The sequence below is a fragment of the Caulobacter sp. KR2-114 genome, assembly GCF_049446115.1.
Lineage (GTDB): Bacteria > Pseudomonadota > Alphaproteobacteria > Caulobacterales > Caulobacteraceae > Acaudatibacter.
Window position 1 is genome coordinate 503,086 of the sequence record NZ_JBMSEC010000001.1, and the last position, 20,538, is coordinate 523,623.

The 20,538-nt window shown below is 71.9% G+C and carries 23 protein-coding genes; 9 read left to right on the forward strand and 14 right to left on the reverse strand.

The window, feature by feature from the left end:
* The first annotated feature begins 70 nt into the window (after nt 1-70).
* Nucleotides 71-337 (forward strand): hypothetical protein, encoded by a 267-nt coding sequence (locus tag ACO2Q3_RS02175; protein ID WP_423304758.1) that lies wholly within the window; start codon nt 71-73, stop codon nt 335-337.
* A 6-nt stretch (nt 338-343) separates the two neighbouring features.
* Nucleotides 344-1,483 (forward strand): glutathionylspermidine synthase family protein, encoded by a 1,140-nt coding sequence (locus ACO2Q3_RS02180; RefSeq protein WP_423304759.1) that lies wholly within the window; start codon nt 344-346, stop codon nt 1,481-1,483.
* On the opposite strand, the gene ACO2Q3_RS02185 is transcribed toward ACO2Q3_RS02180, so the two are convergent.
* The 6 genes from ACO2Q3_RS02185 to soxR all read right to left on the reverse strand — a co-directional run bounded on the left by ACO2Q3_RS02185 (nt 1,473) and on the right by soxR (nt 6,724).
* Nucleotides 1,473-2,216, reverse strand: a complete 744-nt coding sequence (locus ACO2Q3_RS02185) for a hypothetical protein (protein WP_423304760.1) — start codon at nt 2,214-2,216, stop codon at nt 1,473-1,475. The genes ACO2Q3_RS02180 and ACO2Q3_RS02185 overlap by 11 nt on opposite strands.
* An 8-nt stretch (nt 2,217-2,224) precedes the next feature.
* Nucleotides 2,225-3,706 carry a glycerol kinase GlpK gene (gene glpK, locus ACO2Q3_RS02190; protein ID WP_423304761.1) on the reverse strand — a complete coding sequence of 494 codons (1,482 nt, stop codon included), beginning with the start codon at nt 3,704-3,706 and terminating at the stop codon, nt 2,225-2,227.
* Nucleotides 3,707-3,809: 103 nt separating this feature from the next.
* On the reverse strand, nt 3,810-4,148 hold the full coding sequence (locus ACO2Q3_RS02195) for a hypothetical protein (RefSeq protein ID WP_423304762.1): 339 nt from the start codon (nt 4,146-4,148) through the stop codon (nt 3,810-3,812).
* On the reverse strand, nt 4,145-5,590 hold the full coding sequence (locus ACO2Q3_RS02200) for a radical SAM protein (protein ID WP_423304764.1): 1,446 nt from the start codon (nt 5,588-5,590) through the stop codon (nt 4,145-4,147). The genes ACO2Q3_RS02195 and ACO2Q3_RS02200 overlap by 4 nt, the downstream gene beginning before the upstream one ends.
* Complete coding sequence (locus ACO2Q3_RS02205) at nt 5,493-6,266, reverse strand: prolipoprotein diacylglyceryl transferase (RefSeq protein ID WP_423304765.1); 774 nt, start codon at nt 6,264-6,266, stop codon at nt 5,493-5,495. Before ACO2Q3_RS02205 ends, ACO2Q3_RS02200 begins: the two co-directional genes overlap by 98 nt.
* Nucleotides 6,263-6,724, reverse strand: a complete 462-nt coding sequence (soxR, locus tag ACO2Q3_RS02210) for a redox-sensitive transcriptional activator SoxR (protein ID WP_423304766.1) — start codon at nt 6,722-6,724, stop codon at nt 6,263-6,265. Before soxR ends, ACO2Q3_RS02205 begins: the two co-directional genes overlap by 4 nt.
* A gap of 106 nt (nt 6,725-6,830) precedes the next feature.
* Here soxR and ACO2Q3_RS02215 point away from each other — a divergent pair, with 106 nt between their 5' ends.
* Complete coding sequence (locus ACO2Q3_RS02215; RefSeq protein ID WP_423304767.1) at nt 6,831-7,190, forward strand: hypothetical protein; 360 nt, start codon at nt 6,831-6,833, stop codon at nt 7,188-7,190.
* A gap of 88 nt (nt 7,191-7,278) precedes the next feature.
* Nucleotides 7,279-8,133: a hypothetical protein gene (locus ACO2Q3_RS02220; RefSeq protein WP_423304768.1), complete on the forward strand. Its 855-nt coding sequence runs from the start codon at nt 7,279-7,281 to the stop codon at nt 8,131-8,133.
* Nucleotides 8,134-8,304: 171 nt separating this feature from the next.
* Here the strand turns inward: ACO2Q3_RS02220 and ACO2Q3_RS02225 are convergent, their stop codons facing one another.
* The 3 genes from ACO2Q3_RS02225 to ACO2Q3_RS02235 all read right to left on the reverse strand — a co-directional run bounded on the left by ACO2Q3_RS02225 (nt 8,305) and on the right by ACO2Q3_RS02235 (nt 10,226).
* Nucleotides 8,305-9,117, reverse strand: a complete 813-nt coding sequence (locus tag ACO2Q3_RS02225; protein ID WP_423304769.1) for a DUF6065 family protein — start codon at nt 9,115-9,117, stop codon at nt 8,305-8,307.
* Nucleotides 9,118-9,201: 84 nt separating this feature from the next.
* The gene (locus tag ACO2Q3_RS02230) at nt 9,202-9,801 is read right to left on the reverse strand and encodes an alpha/beta fold hydrolase (protein ID WP_423304770.1); all 600 of its coding nucleotides are present in this window, start codon (nt 9,799-9,801) and stop codon (nt 9,202-9,204) included.
* 23 nt (nt 9,802-9,824) lie between these two features.
* Nucleotides 9,825-10,226, reverse strand: coding sequence for a hypothetical protein (locus ACO2Q3_RS02235; RefSeq protein WP_423304771.1), 402 nt, complete (start codon nt 10,224-10,226; stop codon nt 9,825-9,827).
* Nucleotides 10,227-10,539: 313 nt separating this feature from the next.
* Between ACO2Q3_RS02235 and ACO2Q3_RS02240 the strand changes: the two genes are divergently transcribed.
* A complete protein-coding gene (locus ACO2Q3_RS02240) occupies nt 10,540-11,619 on the forward strand; it encodes an aspartate-semialdehyde dehydrogenase (RefSeq protein ID WP_423304772.1) in 1,080 nt (359 codons plus the stop codon).
* Between the two features lie 338 nt (nt 11,620-11,957).
* Here ACO2Q3_RS02240 and ACO2Q3_RS02245 read toward each other — a convergent pair whose 3' ends face one another.
* Nucleotides 11,958-13,733, reverse strand: coding sequence for a VanW family protein (locus ACO2Q3_RS02245; protein ID WP_423304773.1), 1,776 nt, complete (start codon nt 13,731-13,733; stop codon nt 11,958-11,960).
* 120 nt (nt 13,734-13,853) lie between these two features.
* On the opposite strand from ACO2Q3_RS02245, the gene ACO2Q3_RS02250 reads away from it, so the two are divergent.
* The gene (locus ACO2Q3_RS02250; protein WP_423304774.1) at nt 13,854-14,264 is read left to right on the forward strand and encodes an OsmC family protein; all 411 of its coding nucleotides are present in this window, start codon (nt 13,854-13,856) and stop codon (nt 14,262-14,264) included.
* Here ACO2Q3_RS02250 and ACO2Q3_RS02255 read toward each other — a convergent pair.
* The gene (locus ACO2Q3_RS02255; protein WP_423304775.1) at nt 14,261-15,097 is read right to left on the reverse strand and encodes a TrmH family RNA methyltransferase; all 837 of its coding nucleotides are present in this window, start codon (nt 15,095-15,097) and stop codon (nt 14,261-14,263) included. The genes ACO2Q3_RS02250 and ACO2Q3_RS02255 overlap by 4 nt on opposite strands.
* A 230-nt stretch (nt 15,098-15,327) precedes the next feature.
* Complete coding sequence (locus ACO2Q3_RS02260) at nt 15,328-16,593, reverse strand: cytochrome P450 (protein WP_423304776.1); 1,266 nt, start codon at nt 16,591-16,593, stop codon at nt 15,328-15,330.
* Between the two features lie 171 nt (nt 16,594-16,764).
* Here ACO2Q3_RS02260 and ACO2Q3_RS02265 point away from each other — a divergent pair, with 171 nt between their 5' ends.
* Both ACO2Q3_RS02265 and ACO2Q3_RS02270 read left to right on the forward strand, forming a co-directional pair.
* Nucleotides 16,765-17,232, forward strand: a complete 468-nt coding sequence (locus tag ACO2Q3_RS02265; RefSeq protein ID WP_423304777.1) for a hypothetical protein — start codon at nt 16,765-16,767, stop codon at nt 17,230-17,232.
* Nucleotides 17,232-17,555 (forward strand): BlaI/MecI/CopY family transcriptional regulator, encoded by a 324-nt coding sequence (locus ACO2Q3_RS02270; protein ID WP_423304778.1) that lies wholly within the window; start codon nt 17,232-17,234, stop codon nt 17,553-17,555. The genes ACO2Q3_RS02265 and ACO2Q3_RS02270 overlap by 1 nt, the downstream gene beginning before the upstream one ends.
* On the opposite strand, the gene ACO2Q3_RS02275 is transcribed toward ACO2Q3_RS02270, so the two are convergent.
* Nucleotides 17,552-18,370: an acyl-CoA thioesterase gene (locus tag ACO2Q3_RS02275; RefSeq protein WP_423304779.1), complete on the reverse strand. Its 819-nt coding sequence runs from the start codon at nt 18,368-18,370 to the stop codon at nt 17,552-17,554. The genes ACO2Q3_RS02270 and ACO2Q3_RS02275 overlap by 4 nt on opposite strands.
* Before the next feature lie 123 nt (nt 18,371-18,493).
* A complete protein-coding gene (locus ACO2Q3_RS02280) occupies nt 18,494-19,009 on the reverse strand; it encodes a DUF983 domain-containing protein (RefSeq protein ID WP_423304780.1) in 516 nt (171 codons plus the stop codon).
* A gap of 96 nt (nt 19,010-19,105) precedes the next feature.
* Here ACO2Q3_RS02280 and ACO2Q3_RS02285 point away from each other — a divergent pair, with 96 nt between their 5' ends.
* Nucleotides 19,106-20,491 carry a PLP-dependent aminotransferase family protein gene (locus ACO2Q3_RS02285; RefSeq protein WP_423304781.1) on the forward strand — a complete coding sequence of 462 codons (1,386 nt, stop codon included), beginning with the start codon at nt 19,106-19,108 and terminating at the stop codon, nt 20,489-20,491.
* Nucleotides 20,492-20,538 lie beyond the last annotated feature (47 nt).

Here is a 20,538-nt window from a genome sequence, read left to right on the forward strand (position 1 = left end):
CCGCAACCGACGCCTGCAGCTTATCTGCTGGGCGATCGGGCGAGTCCGGCCCGAGGCCCGTGGGGGAAGCATGAGTATCGATCGCGTACGCCTGGCCACGGTGCTGGCGGTGTCGGCCGTGGTGGTGGCCGGCTGCGGCCGGCGTGACTGTTACGACGCCCAGGGCAACCCCCAGCCCTGCCACGGCGGCGGGGGCGGCGGCGCGCACGGCGGCTACTTCAGCGGCGGCGGCGGCGGCGGCGGTGGCGGCGGCGGCGAAGAGAGCGGCGGCGTCGCCCGCGGCGGCTTCGGCGGTGCGGGAGAGGGCGGAGGCTTCGGCGGCGGCGGCGGGGAATAGGCCGCCTTGCAGCGGATCGACATCCCGCCGCGTCCCGACTGGCGCGAGAAGGTCGAGGCGGTCGGGCTGGTCTGGCACACGCCCGGCGGCGTCCCCTACTGGAACGAGAGCGCCTACTATGCCTTCACCCTGGCGCAGGTCGAGGAGATCGAGGCCGCCACGGCCGAGCTCTATCGCCTGTTCCTGGAAGCCGGTCAGTACGTGGTCGACAAGCGGCTGTGGCGCCGGTTCGGCATCCCCGACTGGTGCGCGCCGCTGGTCGAGGAAACCTGGCGCGCCGAGCCGCCGGCCCTGAACTACGGGCGCTTCGACCTGGGCTATGACGGCCGCTCGCCGCCGAAACTGTTCGAGTTCAACTGCGACACGCCCACGTCGCTGGTGGAGGCGGCGGTGGTGCAATGGGCCTGGAAGGAAGAGCGCTTCCCCCGGTTCGACCAGTTCAACAGCCTGCACGACGCCTTGGTGGCCAGATGGCGCGAGATCGCCCCCCGGCTGCCGGCAGGGGCGCCGGTGCACTTCACGCACATGCGCGACGCCTCCGGCGAGGACGCCGTCACCTGCGCCTACCTGATGGACACCGCCAAGACTGCCGGCGTGCGCACGGCCGGCATCGCCCTGCGCGACATCGGCTGGGACGGCAGCCGCTTCCTCGACCTCGCCCGGCGCGAGATGCGCACGGTCTACAAGCTCTATCCGTGGGAATGGATGGTCCGCGACCCGTTCGGGCGCAACGTCGTCAAGGCCAGACAGCGGACCCAGTGGATCGAGCCGATCTGGAAGATGATCTGGAGCAACAAGGCGATCCTGCCGATCCTCTGGACCCTCTTCCCACGCCACCCGAACCTGCTCTGGGCCAGCGCCGACGCGCCGCACGCCGAGGACTATGTGCGCAAGCCCGCCCTGGCGCGCGAGGGCGGCAACATCAGGCTGGTGAAGGGCAACGTCCGCGTGGCCGACAGTGACGGCGCCTACGGCGACGGACCCGTGGTCTACCAGGGCCTCTACGATTTGCCGGACATGGGCGGCGGCGTCTACCCGGTGATCGGCAGCTGGGTGGTGGACGGCGCACCGGCCGGCATGGGCGTGCGCGAGGATGGGCTGATCACCGGCAATCTCGCGCGGTTCGCGCCCCACGTCATCCTGTAGCGGGGAACACCGGCTCCTCGTGGCGCGCCTCGTCACGGTGCAGGAAGTTGATCCGCGACTCGCAGGCCCCGCAGCGCAGGTAGGCGTAGGGCCACCAGTCCGACCCGCGGTCGCTGGTGTAGCCCTCGACGTAAGCCACCTCCGGGGCCAGGGCGAAGCGCCGCCGCAGGGCGGGCTCGTCGCACACCGCCTGGGCGTCGACCCAGCGGGGAATGCGCAGCTTCACCCAAACGCCGGCGGCCCGCAGGCCGTCCTCCACCGGGCGCAGATGCAGGCAGGTGGTGCGCGCGGCGGCATCGAGATCGTAGGCGATCTGCTCGTCCGACCAGGCCTGACCGGCCTCGATCAGGGCGACGTAGCGGGCGCGGACCGGGTCCGCGGCCAGGACGGCGAGCCGCTGCCGGCGGGCCTCGGCAGAGGCCTCGCGCTGGCGGGCCAGGCGCCGGCGATCCGCCCGTGACGGCCGGCGCCCTGGGGCGTCCAGGCGAAGGTGGCTGAGCGGCCCGTTCCAGGCGAACAGGGCGACGACGCCGCCCCCCAGGGCCAAGGCTGCCAGCGGAACGACATCGTCCAGTCCGGGCGGAGGGCGCTGGCCATGCAGGTGGAACATCGCCGCCAGCGCCAGGGCAAAGCCGCCGCCAGTCCCCGCCATCACCGCCAGCAGCCTCACCAATCCCCACAGCGCCGGCTCGCCGGCGCCGGGCGATCGCGAAGGCGGGCCGCCGTGCGCCATCGCTGGCCTCAGTCCGCCCAGCCGAGCGTGCGCTGCACGGCCTTCTTCCACTGGGCCAGTTCGCGCGCCCGGACCTCGGCGGTCATCTTCGGCGCCCATGCGGCGTCGCGCGCCCATTGCGCCCGCAGGGTGTCCAGATCCGGCCAGAAGCCCACCGCCAGACCCGCGGCATAGGCGGCGCCCAGGCAGGTGGTCTCGGCGACCTTGGGCCGGACCACCGGGGCGTCCAGTACGTCGGCCTGGAACTGCATCAAAAGGTCGTTGGCGGTCATGCCGCCGTCGGCCTTCAGCGTGACCAGCGGCCGGCCCGAGTCGATCGCCATGGCGTCGGCGACCTCGCGCACCTGCCAGGCGACCGCCTCCAGGGCGGCGCGGGCGATGTGCGCCTTGGTGATGTAGCCGGTCAGGCCGGCGATCACGCCGCGCGCGTCGGGACGCCAGTACGGCGCGAACAGGCCGGCGAAGGCCGGCACCACATAGCAGCCGCCGTTGTCGGCCACCGACCGGGCCAGCGGCTCGATCTCGGCGGCGCTGCGGATCAGGCCGAGGTTGTCGCGCACCCACTGCACCAGCGAGCCGGCGACCGCGATCGAGCCTTCCAGCGCATAGACCGCGGGCTGGCCGTCGATCTGGTAGCCGACGGTGGTCAGCAGGCCGTTCTTCGAGTGCACAAGGTCCTGGCCGGTGTTCATCAGGAAGAAGGCGCCCGTGCCGTAGGTGCACTTGCCTTCCCCCGGCGAGAAACAGGTCTGGCCGAACAGCGCCGCCTGCTGGTCGCCGAGCGCCGCCGCCACGGGCACGCCCTCCAGCACCCCCACGGCGTGGCCATAGACTTCCGATGACGGACGGATCTGCGGAAGCATACCGCGCGGCACGCCGATCGCGGCCAGCAGGCCGTCGTCCCAGTCCAGGGAGTTGAGGTTCATCAGCAGGGTGCGGCTGGCGTTGGTCACGTCGGTGACGTGGCGGCCGGTCAGCTTCCAGATCAGCCAGGTCTCCATGGTGCCGAACAGCAGTTCGCCGCGTTCGGCGGCGGCCCGCGCGCCCTCGACGTTGTCCAGCAGCCAGCGGATCTTCGGCCCGGAGAAATAGGTCGCCAGCGGCAGGCCGGTCTCGGCGCGAAAGCGGTCCTGCCCGATCTCGCCGCCCAGGTCGGCGACCAGCCGGTCGGTGCGGGTGTCCTGCCAGACGATGGCGTTGGCGATCGGCCGGCCCGTGGCCTGCTCCCAGACCACTGTCGTCTCGCGCTGGTTGGTGATGCCGACGGCCGCCAGGTCCGCCGGCCCGATGCCCAGCTTGGCCAGGGCGGCGGCCACCACGCCGTTGACGTTGGCCCAGATCTCCTGCGCGTCGTGCTCGACCCAGCCGGGCCGCGGGAAGATCTGCCGGTGCTCCTTCTGCGCCACCGCGGCGATGCTCCCGGCGGCGTCGAACACGATGCAGCGCGACGAGGTGGTCCCCTGGTCGATGGCGGCGATGTAGCGGGCCATGCGCCCTCCCCTGTCTCTTGGTCTTGCCGGGTTTGAACACGCCCGGCGGCCACGCGCCAAGAGGGCCGGTCAGTCGAACGGGCCCGTCAATCGAACGTGCCGGTCAATCGAAAGTGCTGGGCGCCGGCGGCGGCGGGCGGCGGCTGGAGCGGTAGAGGAAGCGACCGATCAGGATGGCGGCGACGCCGAAGGCGAAGGGGATGCCGCCGAAGATCGCCATCACCACCACCATGCCGGCCAGCTGGCCGCCGGCGCCCCGCCCTGCCTCGCCGGCGACCACCAGGCCGAACACCACGGTGCAGAGTCCCGAGAGGGCGGCGATCAGCACCCCGGCGACGATCATCAGCACGCCGAAGAAGCGGCCGGCGCCGTTGCCGTCCGGGCTCGACGGCGGGCTGGCTGGCTGGCTCGATGGCAAGCTGGAGGGCGGCGGGGCGGTCATGGTCTCGCCTGCCCGCGCGCCAGGGCGGCGTTCCCCACCGCGCCCGGCCGATAGAAGGTGTTGTAGGTGTCGAATGGGATGATGCGGCCGTCGGGCTGCACGAAGTGCACGCACGATCGCTTCACCGTGCCCAGGTCGAAGTTGAACCTGTCGAGGAACTGCATGATCACCACCCGGAAGGTCTGTTCATAGGTGACGGTTTCGGGAACCACGGCGTCCGGCAGGCAGCACAGCACCTGGGCCAGCTTTTCGGCGGTGTCGGCCTGGGCGGTGGACAGCGACAACAGCTCGAACACCCGGGCTCGCAGTTCCGGATAGGCCTCGAAGGCCACGGTGTTCGGCGCGGCCGCCACCGCCAGCTCGCGCGGCAGCATGGCGGTGATCGGCGCGACCTCCTGCCCGTTGCGCAGCCCGTAGCCGATCGAGATCTGGTCCGGATTGCACGGCAGCGGGATCATGTCCTCCAGAGCAAACACGCCGGCCTCGGCCACGCGGCGGCGGATCTCCGAGAGCACCATGCGGTGTTCGCCGGGCGCGAAGCCCTCGTTGCGGCCGGCGTCCTGGATCGGCTGGAAGGTCACCCCGCGCACGCAGCGCCACTTCAGCGCCTCGCGCACAAGGCCGGGGATGTCGTCGTCGTTGACGCCCTTCTTCACCGTGACCACCAGGGTGGTGGAGATGTCGTGGCGCTCCAGCGCCTCCAGCGCCTGCAGGCGACCCCGGCTGAGGTCCGCGCCCCGCAGGTCCATCAGCGCCTCGCGGCGCAGCGAGTCGAACTGCAGATAGACCTCGAAGCCCGGCATATAACCGGCCAGGCGGGCGACGAACGCGGGGTCCTGGGCGATGCGCAGGCCGTTGGTGTTGACCATCAGATGCCGGATCGGGCGGCGCCGGGCGGCGTCCAGGATCTCGAAGAACTGCGGATGGATGGTGGGTTCGCCGCCGGACAGTTGCACCAGGTCGGGCTCGCCCTCCGAGGCCACCACCGCGTCCAGCATCGCCTCGACCTCGGCCAGGCTGCGGTGACCCTGGCGCTTGACCGAACTGTCGGCGAAGCACACCGGGCAGCTGAGATTGCAGGCCTCGTTGATCTCGATCAGGGCCAGGCACGAGTGCTGCTCGTGGTCGGGACACAGGCCGCAGTCGTAGGGGCAGCCGTGTTCGGTGCGGGTGTGGGGCGCCAGCGGCCGGTCGCCGGGCTTGAGCCAATCGCGCTGCGACTTCCAGTAGGCCACGTCGTCGCTGACCAGGGTCTTCTGCACCCCGTGCTCGCGGCAGCGCTTCTGGAAGAACACCCGGCCGCCCTCGGCGATCACCTTGGCGGGGACCAGTTCCAGGCAGGTCTCACAGAGCGACGTGGTCTGGCCCAGGAACAGATAGGGCGCGCTCTTGCGCGTCGGCGCGCTCGCGGCGGCGATCGAGGCCGAAGTAGACGCACCCATAGATCACCAGCCCCCCGCTGAGCAGATGGAACAGGTTAAAGGGTCCGACCAGCGGCGGATAGGGCTTGAAGAACTCCCACAGGAATCGCTGCGCCCCGTACCAGGCCGCGAACACATAGAAGCCGCGCCGCAGCGCCCAGGGCGCCCGGACCGCAAGGCCCGCGAGATAGACGGCCAGGAACACCGCCATCGACAGGCTCTCATAGACCTGCACCGGGTGGCGGCCGACGTGGTCGCCCAGGTCCACCGCCCAGGGCAGGCGGGTCGGCGTTCCGTAGGTGAAGTCCGGCAGGCCGGCGAACAGGCAGCCGAACCGCCCCACGACGATGCCCGTGGCCAGCGACCCGACGAACACGCCGCCGGTGGACCCGCGCACGCCGCGCGCCAGCTTGTACAGCTCCACCGCCACGATCGCTCCGGCCAGGGCGCCGGCCACGCTGTGCGACAGGGTCGGCGAGGGTCCGCGCAGGGTGTTCAGCGTTCCCGCCGCCCACGCCCCCAGCACCGCGCCCGTCGCCAGGGCGACGAAATAGCCGGTGTCGGTCCGGGCGGCGACGTCGGCCACCGCCGCCTTCAGCCGCCAGCGATAGAGCGCCCAGCCCATCGCCGCGCCGCTGGCCCACGCCGCGACGTCGAACACCGGGTGCCACAGCGGGCTGGTGGGGACGACGATCAAGCGCCCTTGCCCCCGCCCGCGCCACCCAACCGCCGCGCCCCAGGCCCCTCGGCCGCCAGCGCGTCGTCGGGATTGCGCAGTGGACAGTCGGTCATCGACAGGCAGCCGCAGCCGATGCAGTCGCCAAGCTGGTCGCGCAGGGCGGTGAGCGCGGCGATGCGCGCGTCCAGCTCGGCCTTCCAGCCGGCCGAGAGCCGCGCCCAGTCCGCGGCGGTCACCGGCCGGTCGCCGGGAATGGCGGCCAGGGCCGCGCGGATCGCCGCCAGCGGCATGCCGGTGCGCTGCGCCACCCGGATCACCGCGATGCGGCGCAGCATGCCGCGCGGATAGCGTCGCTGGTTGCCCTCACTGCGCAGGCTGCGGATCAGCCCCTTGGCCTCGTAGAAGTGCAGTGTCGACACCGCCACGCCGCTGCGGCGGGCGACCTCGCCCACGCTCAGCAGGCTACGCGGGCTCATGGGGTGTTCGGCGGACATTGGCGCTTGACCTCAACTTAGCTTGAGGTCGTATCCCGATATCCGTCAAGCCGCCGGAGCGTCCGGCCGCCTTCGATGGAGCCTCCCCATGGGCCTGCAGTCCCCGATCCTCAGCGGCGAAGTCCTGGCCCCCGAGCCGGTGTTCCGCATCAACCGCTTCACCGTTCCGGACGCCAGCCGCACGGAGTTCATGGCCCTGATCGGCGACACCCTGGCGGTGATCCGTCGCCAGCCGGGCTTCGTGCGCGACACCGTGCTGGAAAACGCCACCGGCCTGGGCGCCTCGAGCCTGATGACCCTCATCGAGTTCGCGCATCAGTCGGTGCTGCCGGGCGTGATCGAGGCGCTGGCCGCCGATGACCGGGCGCGCGGCCTCGACCGGCCGGCGGAACTGGAGCGGCTGGGGATCCGGGCCGAGAACGGGCTCTACAGCCTGCTGGACATCTAGCGCCGCTTGCCGCGCACGGCGGCGGGGGTATCGTGGCCGGCGGGACGGAGCGCGCCAGACGCCCGCCCGAGACCCGAGGAGACGCGCCATGTCGCTCACCGCCGACCCGCACGAGATCGCCGGCGATTTCCGCCGACCGCACAACACCGCCAGCCAGGCCAAGGGCTCGATCCACGACGACGCCACGGCCTCGAAGCTCGGCTTCCGGGGCGGCACCGTGGCCGGCTCGCTGCACATGGACCAGTACGTCCCGCTGTTGCTGCAGGCGTTCGGCGCGCCGTTCCTGCAGCGCGGCAACGTCTCGCTGTACTTCCGCCAGGCCACCGTCGACCAGGAGGCCGTGCGCGCCTTCGTGGTCCCCGCCGCCGGCGCGCCCCGCGCGCGCCTGCGCATGGAGAACGAGGCCGGCGACCTGATCAGCGAGGGCACCGCCAGCTGCCTGGGCGCCGACGAGAAGACCGAGCTCTATGGCCGGGCGCGGGCGCAGACGCCGGCGGCGCCCGGCTCCCTGCGGCTGCTGGCGGCATGCAAGGCGGGCGACGAGACCCGGGATGTGCCCCTGCGCGTCTCCGCCGAGGCGGTGACCCGCCGGCTGACCACCATCCCGGAGACCATTCCCGCCTATTCGGAGGCGCCGCCCGTGCTGCCGCCGTCGCTGGTGACCCAGCTGTTCCGCGACGTGGAGAAGCACCTCTGGGAGCGCATCGAGCCGGTGGTGGGCCTGTTCGGCGCCATCGAGCTGCAGTTCCTGGGCGGCCCGCTGCGCGCCGACACCGACTACGTCGGCCGCGCCCGCATCCTGGCGCTCAGCGAGAGCCCGAAGACCGAGAACATCTGGTACCAGGCCTGGGCCGCCGATCCGAAGACCGGCGAGGACGTCGGCTGGATGATCATGTACCTGCGCTTCCTGAAGGCGTCGTCGCCGCTGTGGACGGAAGGCTGAAGCGTCTGTCACGCGGTGGGGTCTCGCCGCGCCAGTCCACACATCTCAATGAAGCGTTTCGGTCGTCCTTCTCCCCTTGCGGGAGAAGGACCGGACACAGCCCGGGGGATGAAGAATCTACCAGCCCCATGCCGTGGGCGAGGGTTGGGGAGGCGCCCGCGCCGATGCGCCTCATTCCGGCGGCTTCAGCCGGCGCTTCGACAGGTGGAACATCGGGGCCTCCGCGGCCCCGCCCTGGCCGCGCACGTAGGTGCGCTGCCACTTCTCGGCCATCGCCGCCTCCTCGCGGGCCTTGAGGCGCTTGGCGAAGTCGGCGCGGCTGGCGGCCCAGCCCTCGAAGGCGGTCTTCAGCTCCGGATCGGTGTCCAGCTGGCGGATCTGCGGCTGCACGGCGTCGAGCTGGGCGTGCGGGACCAGGGTCAGGAAGGCGAACGGCTCGCCGGCCTCGAAGCGCACCACGCCCGGCTTCAGGAAGCGCCAGTTCATGGTGAAGGGGAACGGCAGCCAGTCGGTCTCCACCAGCCCGTCCAGGGCGGCGATGCCGTCCTTGGCGGTGTTGGGCGAGCCGCGGGTCCAGACCGCCCAGCCGGGCGGGGTCTTGAACAGCCAGCCGGTGTGGAAGGTGATGATGCCGCTGCCGAAGTGCGACGTGACCAGGTGCGGCACGCGCGGGTCGCCCGAGCGGAACTGGATCGCGTCGTTCCCCGCCCCGCCATACCAGGCCGCCTCGAAGCCGAACGGGGTGATCAGCTCCCAGCCGCTGGCGTTGGCGATCGACAGCGGGATGCAGCGGTAGGCGTAGCGCTCGGGCGTCGCATCCATCCAGGCGCGGTCGGGCCGCGCGGGGACCAGCTTGGGCGGATCGGGCCACAGCGGAAAGCAGGTCAGCCCCGGCGGACCCAGGGCTTCGCCGGCGTCGCCCGCGCCCGGCGCTGTCCCCGCGTTTCCCACGCCGACACTCGCCGCCTTCGTCGCCTTGACCATGCGCTTCGCAGCCTCCGCCCGCGGTTGATCGCCGAGTGGTAGACGAACCGGGCGGCGGGCGGCAATGGGGGCGGCGACGCCGGCTCAGCTCAGGTGCGCCAGCACCCAGGGCGCGATCTCCGCCGCGCGGGTCTGGGCCAGGTCGTGATCCCCGCCCGGCAGCACACGGAGCGCCGCGTTCGGCAGCAGCCCGCGCAGGTGTTCACCGACGGCCACCGGGCTGATCGGGTCGGCGTCGCCCCACAGCAGCAGCACCGGCTGGGTGACGCCCCGCAGGCGGTCGGTGAAGTCCGGCCGGGCCTCGGTGATCCAGGCGGCGCCCGGGTTGTTGCGCCGATAGGTCTCGCGCCAGTTCGAACCACCCAGCCCCTCGACGTCCACGCCGCCTGAGGTGACGGTCAGCACCAGCCGGCGGACCCGGCCGGGATTGCGCAGGGTGACGGCCATCGCCACAGCCCCGCCCATCGACTGGGCGATCAGGTCGACGGGCCGATCGACGAGGCGCGCCTCGACCCGCCTCACCAGGTCGTCGAAGCTGCGGACCGCCGGATCGGCGGGCTGCGCGCCCAGGCCGGGCCAGCCGAACCGCACCTTGTCCCAGGTCGGCGGCAGGCGATCGGCGAGCGGCCGCCAGAAGTCGGGGTCCGCGCCGGCCCCGGGCAGGAAGAACAGCGTCGGCGGCATGGCGGCCGAGCCCGGCTGTCGGCTCAGACGGCCGCCTCCGCGGCGCGCAGCAGGGCCAGCGGCGCGTTCGAGGCGCGGATCATCATGAAGTCGCCCGACCACGAGCCCGGCACAGTCCAGCGCCCGACGATCTCGGAGCCGTCCTCGCTGACCTCGCCCTCGTATTGCACGGTGTCGTAGCGGCTGTTGTCGCCGTCGTAGAGCTTCAGGAAGGTCAGTTCCCGGTCGCTGCGCCGGCCCTGCAGGGTCGCCGTCAGGGTCTGGCCCTTGGCCTCGGCCACGGCGCCCACCTCCTCGCAGTCACCGACGACGGCGCCGGCCCGCTCGTCCAGCGTCGCCACGAACGACACCGGATCACGTCCGGCGCGAGGATAGCTGAACTGACCGTGCCAGACGCCGGAAAGGTCGAGAGGTTGGTTGCTCATCGCGGCGTCGTATCCACAGTCGAATTTCGAAGAACGCGGGTCGATACAGAAAAGCGTAACAACAAGCAAGGCGAAACACTGGGTGCGCCGACGTTCCGTCTTTACCTCGACGGCAAACTTGGCTAGGGAGCGGCGCATGCGGACGATCGCCATTATGCGCGCCATTAAAACCACCGGGCCTGCGGGGCCGGGGTCGGTGCGCGCGCGCAAGGCGTAGACGCAACACACCCCAAAGCCCCGCCGGATCGGTCGGGGCGCTTTCTTCTGCAAAGCCAGACGCCTCGCCCTCCCGGCCCTACCCCGGAGACGAGACATGAGCCCTTCCCCTGACTCCCTGACCCTCGACGCGGTCGCCGGCAACACGGTCAGCGCCCCGCCGCCGCGCCGGCTGACCGTGGCCATTGTCGGCGCCACGGGGGCCGTGGGCGCCGAGCTGATCGACCAGCTGGAGCGCCGCCACTTCCCGGTGGGCGAGCTGCGCCTGCTGGCCTCGCCACGCTCGGCGGGCAAGGGCCTGACCTTCCGCGGCAATCCGGTGGTGGTGCAGGCGCTGAGCGAGGACGCCTTCGACGGCGTCGACGTGGCCTTCTTCTCGGCTGGCGCCTCGATCTCGCGGCAGTACGGGCCGGTAGCGGCGGCCAAGGGGGCGCTGGTGGTGGACAACTCCTCCGCCTTCCGCATGGCCGAGGACGTGCCGCTGATCGTGCCGGAGGTGAACGCCCACGCGGCGCGCGCCGAGCACCGGCTGATCGCCAACCCCAACTGCGTCGCCGCCGTGGCGGTGATGGCGCTGGGGCCGCTGCACCGCGAGACGCCGATCCGCCGGGTGTTCGCCGCCACCTATCAGGCCGCCTCGGGCGCGGGCGCGGCCGCCATGGAAGAGCTGCGCGCCTCCACCGCCGCCTATCTGGAAGGCCGCCCATACACGCCGCAGGTGCTGCCGCACCCCTACGCCTTCAACCTGTTCAGCCACAACGCCGCGATGGATCCGCAGACCGGCTACAACGGCGAGGAGCAGAAGGTGATGGACGAGCTGCGCAAGCTGCTCGAGGCGCCGCAGCTGCGCATCGGCATCACCTGCGTGCGCGTGCCGGTGCTGCGCGCCCACGCCATCGCCCTGACCGTCGAGTTCGAGACCCCGCTGGCCGCCGCCCGCGCCCGCGAGATCCTGGCCGGCGCCCCCGGCGTGCGGCTGGTGGACGACGCCGTCGCCAACCACTACCCGATGCCGGTGGAGGCGTCCGGCCGCGACGAGGTGCTGGTGGGCCGCATCCGCCAGGACCTGGGCGACCCCTCCGGCTGTTCGCTCAGCCTATTCGTGGTCGGCGACCAGCTGCTGAAGGGCGCGGCGCTGAACGCCATCCAGATCGCCGAGACGGTGGTGCGGCGCTGACCTCTGTTCCCTTCGCCGCTTACCAGACGGGCGCGCTCCAGCCGACGCGGGCCGCCGGTTCTCGGGTGCAGCCAGCCAAGCTGGGGGGCAGGCATGCTTGCCCTTCTCCCCTTGCGGGAGAAGGTGTCTTGCGCAGCAAGACGGATGAGGGGTGGACGCGGCGGCGCCGGTCAGCTCAGCACAGGCTCCGGCACGCCAGTCTCAGAGGATGATCAACCCCTCATCCGTCCGCCTGCGGCGGCCACCTTCTCCCGCAAGGGGAGAAGGGTCGGGGTAGTGGCCGCCCACGCGACGCGATGCAAGAAGCGGCAGGCCCTGCAGGGGAGGAAGGCGGATGTCTATCCCATCAGGACGGCGAGCGCGGCGATCAGCGCCGTCTCGTCGCCCGCCGGAACCAGCGTCAGGCCAAGCCGGGGCGTAAGCCCGCAGGCCGGCGTGGCGATCACCGGCAGGCCGGCGGCCAGCGCCGCCAGCAGCCGGCGCGGCTGATCCTCGACCAGCGCCGGCTGGACCACCGCCACCGCGGTGCGCCAGTCGGCGTCGGCGGGGCGCTGGGTGCGCACGCCCGTCCAGAAGTCGGCCCCCTCCAGCTCAGCGCCCAGGAGCACGACCTCCAGGTCCAGGGCCAGGGCGGCGGCGCGGACGGCGTGCGCCCCCTTGCGCGCCACGGTCGGTCCAGGAAAGGCGATGCGCCCGGGCGCAGCCGACGGGCGCCCCGCGCTGGACGGCGGCGGCGACTGCCAGTCCAGCAACACGGCGCGCGGCCCGAACAGGGCGGCGATCTCGGCGTGCGGGGTAACGATCCGGGTCGCTTGCGCCAGCGCCTCGGCCTCCGCCTCGGCAAGGCCGGCGGGCGCGCGGTAGTCCGAGAGGGTCGCCCGGCCCGGGTGGGCCTCGGCGGCGGCGTCCAGCCGCGCCTGCAGCACCGCCATCGGCAGCCGGGTCATCAGCACCGAGACATCCCGCCCGCCCAGATGGCCGGCGCGGTGCAGAAACGGCAGGTAGGCCTGGGCGACGACGAGCTCGGTGACGTCCGGCGACAGCAGCCGGCGCGCCAGGGCGGCGGCGATGCGCTGCGCGCCGGCCAGTTCGGCGCCGCGACGGGCCGCGCCCTGCAGACCGGCCGAGCGCAGGGCGGCGCTGCGGGACAGGGCGGCGAGCGGTGCGGCCACCGTCGTCGCGAAGCCGTCGTTGAACCAGGCATAGCGCGCCAGACGCCAGCGCGCGCCATCCAGCGGCAGGCCCAGGCGGTCTTCGCCGCGCCGCTCGGCGGCGACGTGGGCCTGCAGCTCCGGCCAGGCCTCGTCGACCAGGAACGCCCGGCGGCCGGCGACCGCCGGCGGCGCGCGGTCGTCGTGTTCGTGCAGGAAGCACTCGGTCTCCTCGCAGGTCCCGCAGGTGCGGGCCGCCGCGTCGGGGCGCGCGGACTCGCCGGGCGCGGTGGCCGGCGCCGCGCCGGCCTGGGGCGGGCGCATCAGGCGCACCACAAGGGCCTGCCCGGTGAGGCGGGCGACCAGCCGCAGGTCGCCGGGGGGCGCGAAGCGCAGGTCGACATAGTTCCAGGCCACGGTGGCGTCGCGGCCCCAGGCGGCGGCGGACCCCGGCACAATGCGCGAGTGCGGATGCCGCTCGACGATCCGGCAACCCGCCTGCAGGGCCGCTTCGTACAGGGCGTTGGAGAGCTGGCACAGGCCCCCGCCCACCGCCGGGGTCAGGCAGCCCTGCTGCAGCATGCGCCCGCGCACGAAGCCGCGGGCCGTCACCGGCGGACCCACGTGGCGCCAGAAGCTGAACACCGCGCCGGCCGGGATCATCAGTCCGTCCAGCGCGCGGCAGGCCACCCGCAGGTTCTGCACCTTGCCCAGCTGCCAGGCCCGCTCCGCCAGCCGCTCGTCGGACCACAGCGGGGTCACCGACTCGCCGGCGACCACCGCCGCGCCCGCCATCGGGCCCTGCGCCAGCCGCGGCGGCCCATCCACGAGGTCGCGCGCGGTGCGACGCAGGCGGAACGCCGCCATCTTGCCCGCGAACACCAGGCTCGACAGCCGGGTGGGCGGGGTCCAGGAGGGCGGACGCGGCCGCGCGCGCGGCTGGGTTGAAGGCAGGACGGTCACGGGCGCGATCGGTGGGTTGGGACGTGGCGATCATAGGTCGGATAACGCCGGTATCAACAGCCTGGCTTGATCGGCGCACGGCAAACCGCTTGATCTGACCGATCACCTGAGGAGACGGCCTTGAGCGAACCGATCACCCACGTCAGCGGAACCTCCGACGGCGCCCACTGGGCCACCGCCCTCACCTTCGGCCGGCACCAGATGATCGCCGACGAGCCGCATGCCTTGGGCGGCGAGAACGCCGGACCGCCGCCGTTCGCCTATCTGCTGTCGGGGCTGACGGCCTGCACCTGCATCACGTTGCGCATGTACGCCGAACGCAAGGGCTGGCCGCTGAGCGGAATCCATGTCGACGCCGACTACCACCACGCCCCCGAGGGCGCGTTCATCACCCGCGTGCTGCACTTCGCGGGCGCGCTCAACGACGAACAGGTCGCCAAGCTGGCCGACATCGCCGAACGCACGCCGGTGACCCTGGCCCTGAAGTCCGCCTCGGACATCCGCACCAGCGTCGGGGCGCCGCAGGCCTAGCGCCGGCCGGCCGTCAGGTGATGCAGGACGATGCCGCTGGTGGTGGCGACGTTCAGCGAATCGAAGCCGCCCGCCATGGGGATGCGCACGCTGTCGGCGCGCGCGATCAGCTCGGCCGGCAGGCCCGGGCCTTCGGCGCCCAGCAGCAGCGCCGCCCGGCGCGGCGGCGTCAGGTCCGAGAGCCGTTCGCGGCCCATGGGGCTGAGGGCCAGGGGCTGAAAGCCGGCGCCCCGCAGCAGCGCGACGGAATCCTCCCCCGGCGCCAGGCGCGTGGACGGAACCAGCAGCGCGCCCCCGACGGAGACCCGCAGCGCCTTGCGGTACAGGGGATCGCAGCAGGTGGGGTCGAGCAGGACCAGGTCGGCGCCGAACGCCGCCGCGTTGCGGAACAGGCCGCCCATGTTGTCGTGGTTAGCGATGCCGAACAGCGCCAGCACCAGGGCGTCCGGCTGGCCCTCCAGCGCGGCGAGCGCCTCGGCGGCCGAGGGCTCCGGCGCGCGCTCGCCCAGGGCGAGCAGGCCGCGATGGATCGGAAAGCCGACGATGGCGTCCATCACCGCCTGCCCGGCGGCGTAGACCGGCGTCTCCTCGGCGAACCTGGCGATCAGGTCGGCCTGCGAGGGCAGGCGCTGCGCCGCGATCAGCAGCGCCACGGTCCGATGCCGCGGGCTTCGCGCCAGGTTGCGCAGCACCACCTCGCCCTCGGCGATGAACCGCCCCTGGCGGCCCACGAGGTCGCGTTCGCGGATGTCGCGGAACGCCGCCACGCGGGGATCGTCCGGGTCGTCGATGGAAAGGATCTGCGCCACGCCGCCCGGGTCATACCGCGCCACGCCTGACCCGGCGAGCCGGGAACCCTGCGCGGAACTGACGCGCACCCTGCGGCGTTGCGTCTTCTGGTAGTCAAAGCACCCGCTGGAGTAAGTCACCTCCACGATGACTCTACTCGTGAGCTTCTACGTCAAATGCGCCCTGATCGGCTTCGCCGGCGCCGCTGCGCTTGGCTGCCTGATCGCCGCCGGCGCCCAGATCCTCGCGGCCAGCGGCTTCTGAGCCGCGGCGCTCACGCGCGGCTGGGGATCACCACCAGCAGCCGTTCGTAGCCCTTCACGAAGACCGAATAGTTGCGCTTCGGCTCGCCGACCACGCGGATCTCCGGGAAGCGCTTGAGGATCTCTTCCCAGATCACCCGCAGCTGCAGTTCGGCCAGGCGATTGCCGACGCAGCGATGGATGCCGAAGCCGAACGAGATGTGGTGGCGCGGCCGCTCGCGGTCGATGATGTAGGCGTCCGGATTGTCGATCACGCTGTCGTCGCGGTTGCCCGAGACGTACCACATGACCACCTTGTCGCCCTTGCGGATCTGCTTGCCGCCCAGCTCGTAGTCGGCCAGCGCCGTGCGGCGCATGTGCGCCAGCGGCGTCTGCCAGCGGATCGTCTCCGACACCATCGACGGGATCAGGGCCGGGTTGGCCCGCAGCTTGGCGTACTGGTCGGGGTTCTGGTTCAGCGCCAGCACCGAACCGGAGATGGTGTTGCGGGTGGTGTCGTTGCCGCCGACGATCAGCAGGATGACGTTGCCGTGGTATTCGCGCGGGCTCATGTCCCGGGTCGCCTCGCCGTGCGCCAGCATCGAGATCAGGTCGCCGGACGGCGGGGCGTTGACCCGCTCGTTCCACAGCTGGGTGAAGGCGCCGAAGCATTCCTGCACCAGCATCTGCTTTTCTTCCATCGACTTCAGGAAGCTCTGTCCCGGCACGCCGGTGATGGCGTCCGACCACAGGGTCAGCTTGCGGCGATGCTCGAACGGAAAGTCGAACAGGGTGGCCAGGGTCATGGCCGTCAGTTCCATCGACACCTTGTCGACCCAGTCGAACTCCTCGCCGATCGGCAGGCCGTCCAGGATCTGGCCGGCCCGCTCGCGGATCAGCGGCTCCAGGATCTGCAGGTTGTGCGGACTGACGATCGGGCTGACGGTCTTGCGCTGCACGTCGTGCTTGGGCGGGTCCATGGCGATGAACATCCGCAGCGGATCTTCCGATCCGCCCTGCCCGGCGATGGTGATCCCGCCCAGCGAGGATTCCGACGAGAACACCTGGTGGTTGGTGTCCACGGCCATGATATCGTTGAACTTCGTGATCGACCAGTACGGGCCGTAGTCGCTGGCCGGGGTGTAGTGGATCGGATCCTCGCGGCGCAGCCGCTCGAAGATCGGCCACATGGCGTCCTGCTGGAACAGGGCCGGCTGGGCCGGGTTCAGCTGTTCCAGCGGAATCGCGGCCACCGCCGCGCGGGCTTCCTTGGAGATGAGCGCCGATCCGTCCGCCATGGTGTCCGCCTCGCTGCCTTATCGGGGTTCAGTTTCGCCGGAAGATGACGGGGGCGTCACGCCAAGTCAACGCGCAATGACTTGATCATCGCCGCGTCCACGTCCCCGGCGTTGACTCTAAACCACAACTGTAGTCTCACTGGACTACAAGCATAATCTGGAGGGAAGCCCATGTTCCATCTCGCGTTCCACGTCCGGCGTCTGCCGCTTGCGATCCTGCTGATCGCTTTGCCCGCGGCAGCGTCCGCCGAACCGCTGACCCCCGTCGGCGTGTTCCTCCACGCCGCCATTCCGGTGAAGCTGATCATCCTGGGGCTGATCGCGGCCACAATAGCAGCGCTGGTGATCGTCACCGGCAAGCTGACTTCCGGCCCGAAGCTGTCGGGCGGCTCCGCCTTCCTGTCCGGGCTGCGCCTGGGCGGGCCGCTGGCGGGCCTGGTGGGGGCGGCCTACGGCGCGCTGAACATGTGCCTCAACCTCGCCAACATCGACACCACGCCGCCGATCAACATCCTCGCCCGCGGCGGCTCGGAGGTGATGTTCCTGGTGCTGCTGGGTCTGGTCGCCGGATCGGTCGGCGTCATCGCCCACTGGGCGATCGAGGCGCGCATCGACCGCACGGTCCTGGCGGGCGCCTGATGCCCGCCATGCACGTCACGGAGGCGGAGAGCGCCGTGCTGGACGCCCTCTGGCGCTGTGGGCCGCTGCCGCCGGCGCGCCTGGTCCTGGAGGTGAAGGCCCGCCGCGACTGGGGCGAGGCCACCATCAAGACCCTGCTGGGCAGGCTGATGCAGAAGAAGATCGTCCGCTCGGCCAAGACCGACGGGGTGCTGCGCTACCATCCCCTGATCGACCGCCAAGCTTACGTCGCCAGCGAGGTCGATCAGCTGGTGGCCCGGCTGTTCGACGGGGACCGGGCGGCCTTGGCGACGTTCCTCGCGACGGCCCCGGCGGAGGGTTAGCGCTCGGTTCGCTCCTCGCGCTGGCGCACGATCACCGACTGGCTGGCGCTGGCCATCAGCTCGCCGTCCTCGGCGAACATGTACATCGAGCCATGGGCGAAGCCGCCGTGGATGCCATGGATGCGGATGTCGCACAGCACCCACTCGGTGGGCACGATGTGGCGGATGCGGATGGTGTTATCCAGGCTGTTGCCGCCGCCGTTGCGGCCCAGGGCGCTGCCGATCCCGGAGGGCACGTGGTCGGCGATCACCGCCAGCATGCTGGAATCGATCGCGTAGTCGCCGATCGGCCGGATCCACAGGATCAGCCGGCCGTCGTCCGTCTGCGGCCCGACCACCTGGTCGCCATAGCGCCCCTTGGCCACGCGGGTCTCCAGGCGGCTGTGCAGGTCTTCCTCCTCGCCCCGCCAGTGGTCGCCGGCCGGGCAGTCCTGCGGTCGCGGCACGTCCGGCGCCTCCATCCACTGCCGGGACAGTTCGCTGGGCCGCGCGCCGAGCGCGGCGTTGACGGTGACGATCTCCTTGTCGTCCACGTGGCTGACCACGCGGGCCTGGCTGTTGTACTTGCCCTCGACCGGCACCCAGACGTCCAGGTCCACCACCTGCGGCGGGCGCGCATAGGACAGGTACTGCGCCGTGGCCCAGATCACCGGTCGCCCGCAGGTGCGCTCCATGGCGGCGATGGCGCTGGCCAGGCCCACCCCGCCGAACATGAACTGGTTGCCGGGCGGCCCGACGCAGACCTTGGGGGTCAGTGGCAGGTACCAGCGGTGCGGGTTGTGGGTGGCGCGAAGGTCGAAGAACAGCTCAGGCATGAAGGCTCGCAGGGACTGGAGGCGGCCGCGAGTCAGACGGGCGGCCCCCCGCGCGCGGTCCTGTGCGCCTCCATAGCTCCGCTGCAGCGCAGCAGAAAGGCCCCCTGCCGCTTCCTCAGCCGATCAGGCGTGACGGGCCAGGCTGCGATCCCATTCCTCGGGCGTCAGGTTTTCCACCCGGGCGCCGCGGCGATCGACCGTGAAGCCGCCCACGCCATGCCGGCCCAGGCTCTCCCACTCGCCTTCCCCGGCTCTGTGCACATATTGCTCGGCCACCAGCCAGGCCTTCACCGGCGGCAGGCTCGCCAGGCAGCCCACCAGCATCGCCGGCAGGGCGGTGACCAGCTGCAGCCAGACCGGCGGCTGGAACGCCACCGCCGACCAGCCCCAGACCGCCACCACCAGGAGGCCGACCCCGGTCATCACGAAGAAGGCCGGCCCGTCGGCCGGATCGGCGAAGCTGAAGTCCAGGCCGCAGGCCTCGCAGCGCGGCGCGAGCTTCAGGTAGCCGCGGTACAGCCGCCCCTCCCCGCAGCGCGGACAGCGGCAGGCCAGGCCGGCCACCAGGCTGGAGGGGTGGCGAAAGCCGGCCGCCTCGCTGGCGGCAGGCTCGGGGTCGAAGGTCGGGTGCGTGGACATGGCGAAGGCTCCTCCATACAATCCACTGTATGATCCATACATTTCTTATATATTGTATGTATCGATTGTCTGCGTGGCAAGCCTGAGAGCCGACCGATGACCACCGACGATGTTGCCGCGCGCTGGCTGGACCGCCTTCAGCGTGACGGCCGGCCGCTCTATCTGGCGCTGGCCGAGGCCCTGGAGGCGGCGATCCGCGAGGGCGAGCTGCAGCCGGGCGATCAGCTGCCGCCGCAACGCGCGGTGGCCGAGCGGCTGGGCGTCGACCTGACCACCATCACCCGCGCCTACGGCGCCGCGCGGGCCCGCGGCCTTCTGGAAGGGACCGTGGGCCGCGGCACCTTCGTGCGGGCCCGGGCCGACGAGGACGACGGCGGGCTGGTGGACCTGTCGATGAACCTTCCGCCGCCGCCGGACGGCATATCGCTGGGCGCCCTGCTGAAGGACGGCGCGCGGGCGGTGCTCGACCGCGCCGACGCCGCCACCCTGATGTCCTACCACCCGGGCGCCGGGACCCTCGGCCAGAAGCTGGCCGCGGCCGCGTGGCTGGCGCCGGTCCTCGGCGATGTGGCCCCGGACCGGGTGCTGATCGCGCCCGGCGCCCAGTCGGCCCTGTCGGCGATCCTCGCGGCCTTCCTGCAGCGCGGCGAGGCGCTGGTCGTCGAGCCGCTGACCTATCCGGGCATCAAGGCGGCCGCCGCGCTGCACGGCGTGCGCCTGCTGTCCTGCCCGGTCGACGGCGAAGGCTTCGTGCCCGAGGCGCTGGAACAGACCCTGGCCCTCGGCGGGGCCGCGGCCGTCTACCTGATTCCCACGACGCAGAACCCGACCGGCACGACGATGGGCGCGGACCGCCGCCGCACCATCGCCGCCATCGTCGCCGCCGCCAACGCCTGGCTGATCGAGGACGATCCGTACAGCCGCCTGTTCGACACCCCGGCGCCGGCGCTGGCCAGCGTCGCGCCCGAGCGCAGCTTCCACATCGCCACCCTGTCGAAGGTGCTTTCGCCCGGCCTGCGCACCGCCTTCGTCGTCCCGCCGCCGGGAGAGCCGGCCGCCCGGCTGGCGGAGGCCCTGCGCGCCACGACCCTGATGCCCTCGCCGCTGGTCACGACGCTGGTCAGCGGATGGATTCGCGACGGGACCGCCGAAGCGCTGCTGCAGGGCGTGCGGCGCGAGGCCCGGGCGCGCCGCGCCCTGGCCGCGAAATGGCTGCCACAGGCGCGCGGCGCCGCCGAGGCGATCCATGTCTGGCTGGACCTGCCGGAACACGGCTCGCCGGCCGAAATCCGCCTGATGGGCCAGGCGCGCGGCCTGTCGCTGGTCAGCGCCGACGCCTTCGCCGTGGAGGGGGCCAAGGTCCCCGCCGGCGCCCGCATCTCGCTGGGCGGTCCGGCCCGGCGCGCGGGCCTGACCGAGGCGCTCAAGGCCCTCGCGGAACTGGCCAGGGCGCCGGCGACGGGCGGCGGGCTGGTCGTCTGAGGTCCGCCTCGAACCGACGGGCGGCCCAGCCGTTGTGCTGGGTGGCA

Excerpts from the sequence above, each read along its gene's own strand:
- ACO2Q3_RS02175 (WP_423304758.1), top strand. The coding sequence starts at position 71 with ATGAGTATCGATCGCGTACGCCTGGCCACGGTGCTGGCGGTGTCGGCC.
- ACO2Q3_RS02280 (WP_423304780.1), bottom strand. The coding sequence starts at position 19,009 with ATGTCCACGCACCCGACCTTCGACCCCGAGCCTGCCGCCAGCGAGGCG.
- ACO2Q3_RS02285 (WP_423304781.1), top strand. The coding sequence starts at position 19,106 with ATGACCACCGACGATGTTGCCGCGCGCTGGCTGGACCGCCTTCAGCGT.
- soxR (WP_423304766.1), bottom strand. The coding sequence starts at position 6,724 with ATGAGCCCGCGTAGCCTGCTGAGCGTGGGCGAGGTCGCCCGCCGCAGC.
- ACO2Q3_RS02260 (WP_423304776.1), bottom strand. The coding sequence starts at position 16,593 with ATGGCGGACGGATCGGCGCTCATCTCCAAGGAAGCCCGCGCGGCGGTG.
- ACO2Q3_RS02240 (WP_423304772.1), top strand. The coding sequence starts at position 10,540 with ATGAGCCCTTCCCCTGACTCCCTGACCCTCGACGCGGTCGCCGGCAAC.
- ACO2Q3_RS02235 (WP_423304771.1), bottom strand. The coding sequence starts at position 10,226 with ATGAGCAACCAACCTCTCGACCTTTCCGGCGTCTGGCACGGTCAGTTC.
- ACO2Q3_RS02200 (WP_423304764.1), bottom strand. The coding sequence starts at position 5,590 with ATGGGTGCGTCTACTTCGGCCTCGATCGCCGCCGCGAGCGCGCCGACG.
- ACO2Q3_RS02225 (WP_423304769.1), bottom strand. The coding sequence starts at position 9,117 with ATGGTCAAGGCGACGAAGGCGGCGAGTGTCGGCGTGGGAAACGCGGGG.
- ACO2Q3_RS02195 (WP_423304762.1), bottom strand. The coding sequence starts at position 4,148 with ATGACCGCCCCGCCGCCCTCCAGCTTGCCATCGAGCCAGCCAGCCAGC.
- ACO2Q3_RS02230 (WP_423304770.1), bottom strand. The coding sequence starts at position 9,801 with ATGCCGCCGACGCTGTTCTTCCTGCCCGGGGCCGGCGCGGACCCCGAC.
- ACO2Q3_RS02275 (WP_423304779.1), bottom strand. The coding sequence starts at position 18,370 with ATGCCTGAGCTGTTCTTCGACCTTCGCGCCACCCACAACCCGCACCGC.
- ACO2Q3_RS02215 (WP_423304767.1), top strand. The coding sequence starts at position 6,831 with ATGGGCCTGCAGTCCCCGATCCTCAGCGGCGAAGTCCTGGCCCCCGAG.
- ACO2Q3_RS02265 (WP_423304777.1), top strand. The coding sequence starts at position 16,765 with ATGTTCCATCTCGCGTTCCACGTCCGGCGTCTGCCGCTTGCGATCCTG.
- ACO2Q3_RS02270 (WP_423304778.1), top strand. The coding sequence starts at position 17,232 with ATGCCCGCCATGCACGTCACGGAGGCGGAGAGCGCCGTGCTGGACGCC.
- glpK (WP_423304761.1), bottom strand. The coding sequence starts at position 3,706 with ATGGCCCGCTACATCGCCGCCATCGACCAGGGGACCACCTCGTCGCGC.
- ACO2Q3_RS02185 (WP_423304760.1), bottom strand. The coding sequence starts at position 2,216 with ATGGCGCACGGCGGCCCGCCTTCGCGATCGCCCGGCGCCGGCGAGCCG.
- ACO2Q3_RS02220 (WP_423304768.1), top strand. The coding sequence starts at position 7,279 with ATGTCGCTCACCGCCGACCCGCACGAGATCGCCGGCGATTTCCGCCGA.